This window comes from Kitasatospora sp. NPDC096140 (assembly GCF_040303045.1).
Lineage (GTDB): Bacteria > Actinomycetota > Actinomycetes > Streptomycetales > Streptomycetaceae > Kitasatospora.
Window position 1 is genome coordinate 101,440 of record NZ_JBEOUW010000031.1, and the last position, 10,185, is coordinate 111,624.

Below are 10,185 nucleotides of genomic sequence, written 5' to 3' on the forward strand. Positions count from 1 at the left end.
GACGGCACGTCAGGCGTATGGCGCATAGTGCCGCCTCATCCGCCTCCGCTGCACGTCCTGCAACAGCGGCCCCACCGCGTCGATCGAGGCCCCGGCGACCACCAGCACGCTCGCCCCGCCGAACGCGTAGCCCCCGGCACCCCCGGCCCCGCTGAACACCCCGAACCCGCCGAGTTCGCCGAACGCCCCGAACCCGCCGACCGCGCCCGCCGCCGACAGCACGAGCGCCGGCAGGACGGCGACCACACCGGTGCCCAGCATCTCGGCGACGGCGACCCGGCTGCGTACGGCGGCGAGGTGGTCGACGGTCGCCCTGCCGGGCTCGACGCCGGGGACGTACGCGCGGGTGCGCAGCAGCTTGTCGGCGTCGGTCAGCACGGACCGGCCGTCCAGCACCGCCAGCCAGGACCCGGCCGCGGCGAGCAGGAACAGCAGCACCAGGTACGGGAACCACGGCAGCCGCAGCGGAGCGAGCAGCAGGGCGGCGGCCACCGCCGGGACGAATCCCCGGTGGCTGAGCACCAGCGGCAGGTAGCGGCGTTCGGCGCCCGCACGCCGCCCGCCGAGCGGGGAGTAGAACAGCTCGACCCGCCGCTCCCCCTTGCGCCCGGCTGTCACCAGGGCGATCGTCACGGCCAGCCCCACCAGCACGGCCACCAGCACCGACGCGTACGCGCCGGACCCGGCCCGTTCCCGGACGGCCCACAGCTGACCGGGCAGCACGGCCGCGACCTGGGCGAACAGCAGCACCGCGATCGCGTCGCCGAGCCCGTGCCGGTCCATCCACCGGGTGAGCGGCACCAGCGCCGCCGTGCCCGCGGCGGCCCCGGCGGTCAGGACGGCGACGGCGAGCGCGCCGTGCAGCCGCAGTAAGCCGTCCCCGGCCGCCGCGCCGGGGAGCAGGTGTCCGGTCGCCGCGACCAGTGCGAGGGCGAGGCCGCCGAGCAGGCCGAGCGCGAGGGCGGTCCGGCGCTGCAGCAGGAGCAGCCCGGGGCGCACGGCGCGCAGTGCGCCGAGCCGGGGGTGCAGTCGGGCGAGGGCGGGGACGGTCAGTCGGGCCAGGAGGAACGGCAGCACCCCGAACGGGAGCAGCGCCAGTCGGTACATCCCGCCGCCGGTGACGAGGTCGACCAGTCCGCACACCCGGTCGCCGGGCAGTGCCCCGTCCGCGACCCGCCCGAGCACGGTCGGGTCGACGCCCGGCAGCGGCAGGTTCTGCCCGAGCCTGAGCAGGACGATCCCGCCGAGTGTGACCGCGGCCCGGCGGCCCAGGCCCGGCGCCCTGAACAGTGACACGACGTCCTCCCCGATCACCTTGTCCTCAGCGGGAGTTGGGACGCGGGCGGACGGCCGGGCGGTTCCGGTGGGCACGACGGCCGGGCACGACGGCCGGGAACGACAGCCGGGCACGACGGCCGGGAACGACGGCCGGGAACGACGGCCGGGAGCGACGAACGGCCGCCCCCGCCCCCCCACCCCCGTGGCTCACTCGTTGTGCAGCACCTCCGCGATCGACAGCCGGGCCGCCGACCGCGCCGGGACGAGTGCCCCGAGGACGGCGATCACGACCCCCGCGAGGGCGAGGCCGGTGAGCAGCGGGGCGCCCCAGACGTCGATCGCATCGTCCGTGAAGGCGATGATCCGGACGTTCTCGACGATCAGCCGGTGCGTCAGGATCCCGACCGGGATGCCGATGACGCCGCTGAGCGCGCCCTGCCAGGCCACCGAGGTGATGGTCATCGTGACGACCTGCCGGGGCGTCATCCCGATCGACTTCAGCATGCCGAGGTCGCGGCGGCGTTCCCGGATGGTGAGCAGCAGGGTATTGAAGACGCCGAGCGCGGCGACCACCGACAGCAGGACGGTGAAGGTCGTGGTGAAGCTCTTGACCGCGACGGTGGCCGCGTCCGGGTGCGGCGTGACGACGGAGGGCGTCAGGCTCGGGTCGGCGTCCGTCACGGCCTTCCGGTACGCCCCGGTGTCGGCGCCCGCGGCGAGCCGTACGTCGTACTCGACGTGGTGCGGGTCGTCGGTGAGCGCGGCCCGGGTCGCGTCGTTGGAGGTGATCGCGTTCGGGTTGCCCTGGACGTCCTTGCCGACGATGGTGACGGTCAGGTCCCGGCCCTCCAGGTCGAGGGTGAGCCGGTCGCCGAGCCTGAGCCCGTGCTGGTCGAGGAAGGCCGGTCCGGCCGAGACCTCGTTCGGGCCGGTCGGCGGGCGGCCCTCGACCACCCGGAGCCACTTGCCGGCCCCGATGTCGTCGCCGCCGTAGAAGTCGCCGAAGACGGGCTGGGGGTAGCCGATCAGGCCCACCCGGACCAGCCCCCGGGTCACCACGCCCGCCGCGCCGGGGGTGGCGCGCAGCATCGCCTCGGTCTGGGCCGGGGTGAGCCGCGGCGCGGTCCGGTTGCCCGCGAAGTGGGCGGTCTGCACGTTGACGTGGGTGCTGTCGTCGGTCGGGGCCATGGTCCGGCTCAGGGTGCTGCTCACGCCGGTGGTCACCGTCACGGTGACCACGCCGAGCACGATCGCCGCCATGGTCAGCGCGGTCCGGGCGGGTCGGGCGAAGGGCTGGCCGAGGCCGAGGCTGACGGCGCGCGGCAGCCGGGTGCCGCCGAGCAGGCGCTGGACCTTCAGCCCGCGTCCGGTGCGCGGCGCGCTGCCCGCCGAGATGGCCTGGGCGGCGGAGAGCCGGTGCGCCCTGGAGGCCGGGACGAGTGCGGCGAGGGCGACCAGCAGGGGGACGCCGGCGAGGGTGGCGGCGGGCAGCCAGCCGGCCGGTTCGATCACGGCGACGCCGGTCATGATCCCGCTGAAGGCGGTCCGGAGGATCGGGAACGCCGCCGCCCAGCCGGCCGCCGTACCGAGGACGGTGCCGACGACCGCGGGCACCGAGACCATGGTCAGGTAGACGGTGACGACCTGACGCGGGGTGAATCCGATCGACTTCAGCACCCCGATGTGCCGGTAGCCGGAGACCACCGCGCCGCTCACCACGTTGCCGACGATGAGCGTGGCGACCACCAGGCCGAGCACGCCGAAGACGGTCATCAGCGGCAGGTAGGCGTCGGCGCCCGCGGAGAAGGCCTGCTTGAGCACCAGGTACGACTGCGCGCTGGTGAGCGCGTCGGCGGGCAGGCCCTCGGTGGCCGTGCCGAGGGATGCGGTGACCTGCCGCGCGGTGTCGGCGTCGGCGAAGCGGTAGAGCATCTGCCGTCCGGTGGGCTGCAGGTCGGCGGCCTGCCCGGGGGTGACCCAGCCGCCGGCGGACCGGCTCATGCTGGTGGCGAAGCCGACGACGGTGAGCTTCAGTCCCCGGTCGGTGGTGATCGGTTTGCCGAGCTGGCTCGTCGCGGAGCCGCCGAACGGCGAGTCGAGCACCACTTCGCCGGGAGCGGCGACCCAGCGCCCGGACAGGAGCTCGACCCGGTCCACCGGGCCGCCGGGGTCGGCCCGGCCGACCAGCGGCAGCGGGCCCGGCGGGCTGCCGGCCCAGTCGGTGGGGATCTCCACCACGACCTGGTCGAACGGCCCGGCGGCGGCCTCGACGCCCGGCCGGTGGGCGGTGGCGGCGAGCTGCTCCGCGGATGTCCTGCCGGCGTCGAAGGCGGCCACGACGTGCGCTCCGCGCTGGGCGCCGAAGGCGTCGTCGAAGGGGGCCCGGGCGGCGCTGATCACCGCGAGGGCGAGCAGCACGGTCGTGGTGGAGCAGAAGACCACCAGGCCGATCACGATGGTCTGGACCCTGCGGCGCTTCACCGCCGCGCGCGAGGCCCGCCAGACGGCTCCGCCGTTCACGACCGGGCCTCCAGCATCCGCTCGCGCGCCACCCGGCCGTCCGCCACTTCGACCAGCCGACTGGCGCAGCGGGTGGCCAGGTCGGGGTCGTGGGTGACGATCAGCAGGGTCTGCCCGATCTGGTTGAGGTCGATCAGCAGGTCCATCACCTGCTCGCCGGAGCGGCTGTCCAGTGCGCCCGTCGGCTCGTCCGCGAGCAGCAGGGCCGGGCGGTTCATCAGCGCCCGGGCCACCGCGACCCGCTGGCGCTCGCCGCCGCTGAGCGCGGCCGGGTAGACGTCCTTGCGGTGCGCGACGCCGAGTTCGTCCAGCAGTTCCAGCGCGCGGCGGCGGGCCTGGCGGGCGGTGGTGCCGGTCAGCTGGGCGGCCAGGGCGACGTTGTCGAGCGCCGGGAGGTCGTCGATCAGGTTGAAGAACTGGAAGATCATCCCGATGTGCCGGCGGCGGAACAGCGCCAGGCCGGTCTCGTTCAGCCCGCCGAGGTCCTGGCCCTGCACCCGGACGGTGCCGGCGGTGGGCCGGTCCAGCCCGGCCACCATGTTCAGCAGGGTGGACTTGCCGCACCCCGAGGGGCCCATCACGGCGACCGCCTCGCCCGCCCGGATCCGCAGGTCGACGCCGTCGAGCGCCTTGGCGTCGCCGAACTCCTTGTGCACCCCGGACAGCTCGACGACGACCTGTGCGTCGTCCGGCCGGGAGGTCCCGTCGTGGTCGTTGCTCATGGTGGACGACGGTAGGGGCGGGCGCCCGGCCGGTACGTCCCACCCGGGGTGTAACCGCGGGCCGCCGTAGTACCGGGGATGTACGGGCGCGGCACCCCCGGATGATGTGGATCATGCCGTGACCTGGGAAGCTGACGCCGTGTGGGGAACGGAAGTGGAGTGGGTGTCCGTCGCGGTGGCGGGGGTGGCGTGCGCGGGGGCCGGCCGGCTGGCCGTGGCGCTCGCGCGGGCGCGCCGGCTGCACCGGTCGGCGATCGGCGAGCGCGGCTGGCTGTTGGAGCGGGAGCGGGAGAGCGCCGCCCGGACCGCCGTGGACGCCGAACGGGCCCGGATCGCCGCCGAGTTGCACGACATCGTCAGCCACAACGTGAGCCTGATGGTGGTGCAGGCCGGGGCGGCGCGCGAGGTGCTGGCCACCATGCCCGAGGAGGCCGCGGCGGCGATGGGCGCGGTCGAGGCCGCCGGGCGGGACGCGATGACCGAACTGCGGCACCTGCTCGGCCTGCTCGCACCCGCCGCGGACGGCAGCGAGGAGCCGGACGGCGGCGGCTTCGCGCCGCAGCCGAGCCTGAGCCGGCTGAGCCCGCTGATCGACCGGTTCGCCTTCGCCGGGCTGCCGGTCGAGGTGCGGATCTCCGGCGAGCCCCGGCCGCTCCCGGCGGGCATCGACGTGACGGCCTACCGGATCGTCCAGGAGGCGCTGACCAACGCACTGAAGCACGGGGACGGGGTGACGGCCGAGGTGACGGTGCGCTACGCGGACCACTACCTGCGGGTCGAGGTGCTCAACAGCGGGCCCAGCGTGCTCGCCGACGGCCCCGCCCCGGCGCCGCGCCCGGCCGACGGCACCGGGCGCGGGCTGCTCGGCCTGCGCGAGCGGGTCGCCGTGTACGGCGGGGACCTGGACGCCCGGCGCCGGCTCGGCGGCGGCTACCGGGTCCGCGCCCGCATCCCGCTGGACCGGCCGTGACCGAGCGCACGCCGTAAGGGAACGCACGCCGTGAGGCAACGCACCCCCGAGGGAACGCACGCTGTAAGGGCGCACGCCGCGAGGCCCCGCAGGCCTCGACGGGGAGAGCCGTGGAAGAGATCACTGCAGAGGGGGGCACCGTGGGCGAGGACACCGTGGGCAAGGACGCCGCGGCAGAGGGCACCGCGGCGGACGTGCGGGACCCGGTGGCGGAGCGCCGCCCCCGGGTGGTGATCGCCGACGACCAGGAGCTGGTCCGCACCGGCTTCCGGATGATCCTGACCGCGCGCGGCATCGACGTGGTCGCCGAGGCCGGCGACGGCGAGGCGGCGGTGGCCGCCGCCGTCCTGCACCGGCCGGACGTCGCCCTGCTGGACATCCGGATGCCCGGCACGGACGGCCTGGAGGCCGCCCGCCGGATCCTCGCCCGGGTGCCGGGCTGCCGGGTGATCATGCTGACCACCTTCGACCTCGACCACTACGTCTACGCCGCCCTGGCCGCCGGGGCGAGCGGCTTCCTGCTCAAGGACGTCACTTCCGCCCATCTCGCCGCCGCCGTACGGCTGGTGGACACCGGGGACGCCCTGCTCGCGCCCTCGATCACCCGGCGCCTGGTCGAGCGCTTCGCGGCCGGCGCCCCGCGTCCGGCTCCCGGCGCCGAGGGCCCGCCGCTGCACCGGGACCTCGCCCCGCTCACCCCGCGCGAGGCGGAGGTGCTCGCCCTGCTCGGACGCGGGCTCTCCAACACCGAGTTGGCGCGCGAGCTCACCCTCAGCGAGTCGACGGTGAAGACGCACGTGGCCCGGATCTTCGCCAAGTTGCACCTGCGCGACCGGGCGCAGGCGGTGGTCCTCGCCTACGAGACCGGCCTGGTCGCGCCGGGCGGCGGCTGATCCCCGACGTGCCCGCCCCAACTGGCCCGCCACAACAGGCAGTTCGCATGACAATCATGCAGCTCACTCATTAGAGCTAACTCCCCGTCGAATCGCCCTTTTTGCCAATCCATGGGGGAACATCTGCATGTCCGCGCCCGAACGGAAGAACCACCTCGGGCGGCATCACCCGGCATGACGAAGACAATTGGACAGGCCCGTGACCACCACCGCCCCCGTGTGGGACTGCCCCTTCCACCACACCGACGGCCTGGAGTTCGACCCCCTCCTCAAGCGGCTGCTCACCGAGGCCCCGATCGCCCGGATCCGGCTGCCGCACGGCGAGGGCGAGGCCTGGCTGGCCACCCGCTACGAGGACGTCCGGGTGGTAACCACCGACCGCCGGTTCAGCCGCGCCGCGGGCATCGGCCGGGACCTGCCGCGGATGACGCCCGCCCCGATCGCCCAGGCGGAAGCGATCAACCTGATGGACCCGCCCGCCCACAACCGGCTGCGCCGACTGGTCGCCCAGGGCTTCACCAACCGCCAGGTCGAACGGATGCGCCCGGCCACCCAGCGGATCGTCGACGGCTACTACGACGAGATGACCGAGCACGGCTCCCCCGCCGACCTGATGCACTTCCTGGCCGACCGGCTCCCGCTCACCACCATCTGCGAGCTGCTCGACATCCCCGAGGCCGACCGCGCCGAACTGCGCGGCCACGCCGTCGCGATGATGCGGATGGGCCCGGGCAGCCGGGACGGCCAGGAGACCGCCAAGACCGCGCTGCGCGCCTACTTCGGCGAGCTGACCGCGGCCCGCCGCGCCGCCCCGGGCGAGGACCTGATCAGCGCCCTGGCCACCGCCCGCGACGGTGACGAACTGCTGGACGCCGACGAGCTGACCGTGATGGCGATGGTCCTGCTGGTCACCGGGCACGACACCAGCACCTACCAGCTCGGCAACATCACCCACACCCTGCTCACCCACCCCGAGCAGCTCGCCCGGCTCCGCGCCCGGCCCGAGATGCTGCCGCGCGCCCTGGAGGAGCTGCTGCGCTTCATCCCGTTCCGGCAGGGCGTCGGCATCGCCCGGGTCGCGACCGAGGACGTGGAGCTGGGCGGGGTGCTGATCCGGGCCGGCGAGGCGGTGCACGTCTCCTACCTGACCGCCAACCGCGACCCGGCGGTGTACGAGCGCCCCGACGAGCTGGACCTCGACCGCGGCGCACCCACCCACATGACCTTCGGGTACGGCCAGCACCACTGCCTCGGCGCACACCTGGCCCGGATGGAGCTGCAGGTCGCCATCGGCACCCTGCTGCGGCGCTTCCCCGGCCTGCGGCCGGCCGTCGACCCGGCCGAACTCGACTGGGACTCCGGCTCGATCTGGCGCTTTCCGCGCACCCTGCCGGTGGCCTGGTAGCCGCGCCGCGCCGCGCCGCCCGTACCCGTTCCACGCATCCACCGGCCTGCCCCCAGGCCCCCAGGGGAGACCCACACACCCATGGCAACACTCTGCCGCCCCGCCGTCGCCGTGCCCGAGCACGTCATCACCCTCGGCGAGACCCTCGACCTCGCCCGCGCCCTGCACGCCGACCACCCCCAGCTCGGCCTGGCCCTGCGGCTGATCGAGAACACCGGGGTGCGGACCCGGCACCTGGTCCAGCCGATCGAGCGGACCCTCACCCACCCGGGCTTCACCCGCCGCAACGAGGTGTACGAGCGCGAGGCCAAGCGCCGCGCCCCCGAGGTGATCGAACGGGCCCTGGCGTACGCCGAGTTGACCGCCCGGGACATCGACCTGATGGTCTACGTGTCCTGCACCGGCTTCATGATGCCGTCGATGACCGCCTGGCTGATCAACACCATGGGCTTCCGCTCCGACACCCGCCAGGTGCCGATCGCCCAGCTCGGCTGCGCGGCCGGCGGGGCCGCCGTCAACCGCGCGCACGACTTCTGCCGCGCCTACCCGGGTTCCAACGTGCTCATCGTCGCCTGCGAGTTCTGCTCGCTCTGCTACCAGCCGACCGACCTCGGCGTGGGCTCACTGCTCTCCAACGGCCTGTTCGGCGACGCGGTGGCCGCCGTGGTGATGCGCGGGCACGGCGGGCACGGCGTCCAGATCGAGCGCAACGGCTCGCACCTCGTCCCGGGCACCGAGAACTGGATCTCCTACGGGGTGAAGGACACCGGCTTCCACTTCCAGCTGGACAAGCGGGTGCCCGGCACGATGGAGATGCTCGCGCCCGCGCTGCGCGGCCTGGCCGGCGAGCACGGCTGGGAGGTGTCCGGGCTCGGCTTCTACATCGTGCACGCCGGCGGCCCCCGCATCCTGGACGACCTGTGCCGCTTCCTCAACCTGGAACCGGCCACCTTCCGCTACAGCCGCGCCACGCTCACCGAACGCGGCAACATCGCCAGTGCCGTCGTGTTCGACGCCCTCGCCCGGCTGTTCGACGACGGCGGCGTGCCGGAGGGCACCACCGGACTGATCGCCGGCTTCGGGCCGGGCATCACCGCCGAGATCTCACTGGGGAGTTGGGTCGGCGCGCCGGCCGAGGCACCGCGCCCCCGCCGACCGCGCGCCATCTCCACCTCCGACATCGCACTCGTCCATCCGACCGTCCCCCGCCGTTTCCCGGCCGGCACTACGATCACCGAATGACCGATACCACGGACCGCACCGACGCCTCCGCCAGAGCCGCCGAACTCGCCGCCCGCTTCCCGGCGTTGCACGCGCCGCAGTACTGGAGCTGGGGCCGCTACGACGCGCAGTTCTCCACCGTGCTGCCGCCGGACGACCTGGTCACCAACATCCACCTGGTCGGCTTCGCGGACGGCGAGGTGGTGCTCTGCCGGGACGACCGGGACCACTGGTTCCTGCCCGGCGGCACCCGGGAGCAGGGCGAGAGCATCACCACCTGCCTGGAGCGCGAGCTGCGCGAGGAGGCGGGTGCCCGGCTGCTCGGCGAGCCGGGCTGGCTGGGTGCGCACCGCTGCCGCACCGACGACCCGGTGCCGTACCGGCCGTGGCAGCCGCACCCGGAGAAGGCGTGGCTGTGGGGCTGGGGAGAGGTCGCGCTGGAGTCCTCGCCGACCAACCCGGCCGACGGCGAGCAGGTGGTAGAGGTCCGTCCGGTGCCGGTCGCCGAGGCGCAGCGACTGCTGCTGACCGGGCACGACGCCTGGTGGGGCGAGCTGATCGGGCTCGCGGTGGAGCTGCGGCGGCGAGCCGGACTGGGCTGAGGCGCCGGTCGGCCGCGGCTATTCCCGCCGCCCCGGAAGATCACTGGAACGGACGAACATCGGAGCGCAATGTCCGTTTTGCGGTGATATGACTCGGCCATGGACACCTACACGCTGGCCGCGGACTACCCGCTGCTCAACATCTTCTGGACGATGTTGGAGCTGTTCCTGTGGATCCTCTGGTTCTTCCTGCTCTTCAAGATCATCACGGACATCTTCCGCAGCCACGACCTCGGCGGCTGGGGCAAGGCCGGCTGGCTGGTCCTGGTGATCCTGCTGCCCCTGATCGGCGTGCTCATCTACCTGATCGCCCGCGGGCAGTCGATGACCAAACGCGACATGGAACAGGCCAAGGAGAACCAGGCCGCGTTCCAGGCCTACGTCCGTGACGCGGCGGCGTCCGGACCGGGCGGCGGCGGCAGCCACGTCGACGACCTGGCGAAACTGGCGGACCTGAAGGAGAAGGGCGCCATCTCCGACGAGGAGTACCAACAGGCCAAGGCGAAAATCCTGGCCTGATCGCCCCGACGGGCACCACGGCCGGGGGCCGGTGGACGCGTCCTGCGTCCACCGG

The 10,185-nt window shown here is 73.9% G+C and carries 9 protein-coding genes; 6 read left to right on the plus strand and 3 right to left on the minus strand.

What is annotated here, in order from left to right:
• Positions 1-9: 9 nt before the first annotated feature.
• The 3 genes from ABT048_RS28430 to ABT048_RS28440 all read right to left on the minus strand — a co-directional run bounded on the left by ABT048_RS28430 (position 10) and on the right by ABT048_RS28440 (position 4,520).
• Positions 10-1,296 carry a hypothetical protein gene (locus ABT048_RS28430; protein ID WP_350524377.1) on the minus strand — a complete coding sequence of 429 codons (1,287 nt, stop codon included), beginning with the start codon at positions 1,294-1,296 and terminating at the stop codon, positions 10-12.
• A 189-nt stretch (positions 1,297-1,485) separates the two neighbouring features.
• Entirely contained in the window at positions 1,486-3,798 is a 2,313-nt protein-coding gene (locus ABT048_RS28435; RefSeq protein WP_350524378.1) for an ABC transporter permease, read from the minus strand.
• Positions 3,795-4,520, minus strand: a complete 726-nt coding sequence (locus ABT048_RS28440) for an ABC transporter ATP-binding protein (RefSeq protein ID WP_350524379.1) — start codon at positions 4,518-4,520, stop codon at positions 3,795-3,797. Before ABT048_RS28440 ends, ABT048_RS28435 begins: the two co-directional genes overlap by 4 nt.
• A gap of 118 nt (positions 4,521-4,638) precedes the next feature.
• On the opposite strand from ABT048_RS28440, the gene ABT048_RS28445 reads away from it, so the two are divergent.
• The 6 genes from ABT048_RS28445 to ABT048_RS28470 all read left to right on the plus strand — a co-directional run bounded on the left by ABT048_RS28445 (position 4,639) and on the right by ABT048_RS28470 (position 10,130).
• Positions 4,639-5,490 (plus strand): sensor histidine kinase, encoded by an 852-nt coding sequence (locus ABT048_RS28445; protein WP_350524380.1) that lies wholly within the window; start codon positions 4,639-4,641, stop codon positions 5,488-5,490.
• Between the two features lie 206 nt (positions 5,491-5,696).
• Entirely contained in the window at positions 5,697-6,383 is a 687-nt protein-coding gene (locus ABT048_RS28450; protein ID WP_350524390.1) for a response regulator, read from the plus strand.
• Between the two features lie 199 nt (positions 6,384-6,582).
• Complete coding sequence (locus ABT048_RS28455; protein ID WP_350524381.1) at positions 6,583-7,788, plus strand: cytochrome P450; 1,206 nt, start codon at positions 6,583-6,585, stop codon at positions 7,786-7,788.
• Between the two features lie 81 nt (positions 7,789-7,869).
• Positions 7,870-9,030 carry a type III polyketide synthase gene (locus ABT048_RS28460; protein ID WP_350524382.1) on the plus strand — a complete coding sequence of 387 codons (1,161 nt, stop codon included), beginning with the start codon at positions 7,870-7,872 and terminating at the stop codon, positions 9,028-9,030.
• Positions 9,027-9,611, plus strand: a complete 585-nt coding sequence (locus ABT048_RS28465; RefSeq protein ID WP_350524383.1) for an NUDIX hydrolase — start codon at positions 9,027-9,029, stop codon at positions 9,609-9,611. The genes ABT048_RS28460 and ABT048_RS28465 overlap by 4 nt, the downstream gene beginning before the upstream one ends.
• Before the next feature lie 99 nt (positions 9,612-9,710).
• Entirely contained in the window at positions 9,711-10,130 is a 420-nt protein-coding gene (locus ABT048_RS28470) for an SHOCT domain-containing protein (RefSeq protein ID WP_350524384.1), read from the plus strand.
• Positions 10,131-10,185 lie beyond the last annotated feature (55 nt).

Excerpts from the sequence above, each read along its gene's own strand:
- ABT048_RS28470 (WP_350524384.1), top strand. The coding sequence starts at position 9,711 with ATGGACACCTACACGCTGGCCGCGGACTACCCGCTGCTCAACATCTTC.
- ABT048_RS28440 (WP_350524379.1), bottom strand. The coding sequence starts at position 4,520 with ATGAGCAACGACCACGACGGGACCTCCCGGCCGGACGACGCACAGGTC.
- ABT048_RS28465 (WP_350524383.1), top strand. The coding sequence starts at position 9,027 with ATGACCGATACCACGGACCGCACCGACGCCTCCGCCAGAGCCGCCGAA.
- ABT048_RS28460 (WP_350524382.1), top strand. The coding sequence starts at position 7,870 with ATGGCAACACTCTGCCGCCCCGCCGTCGCCGTGCCCGAGCACGTCATC.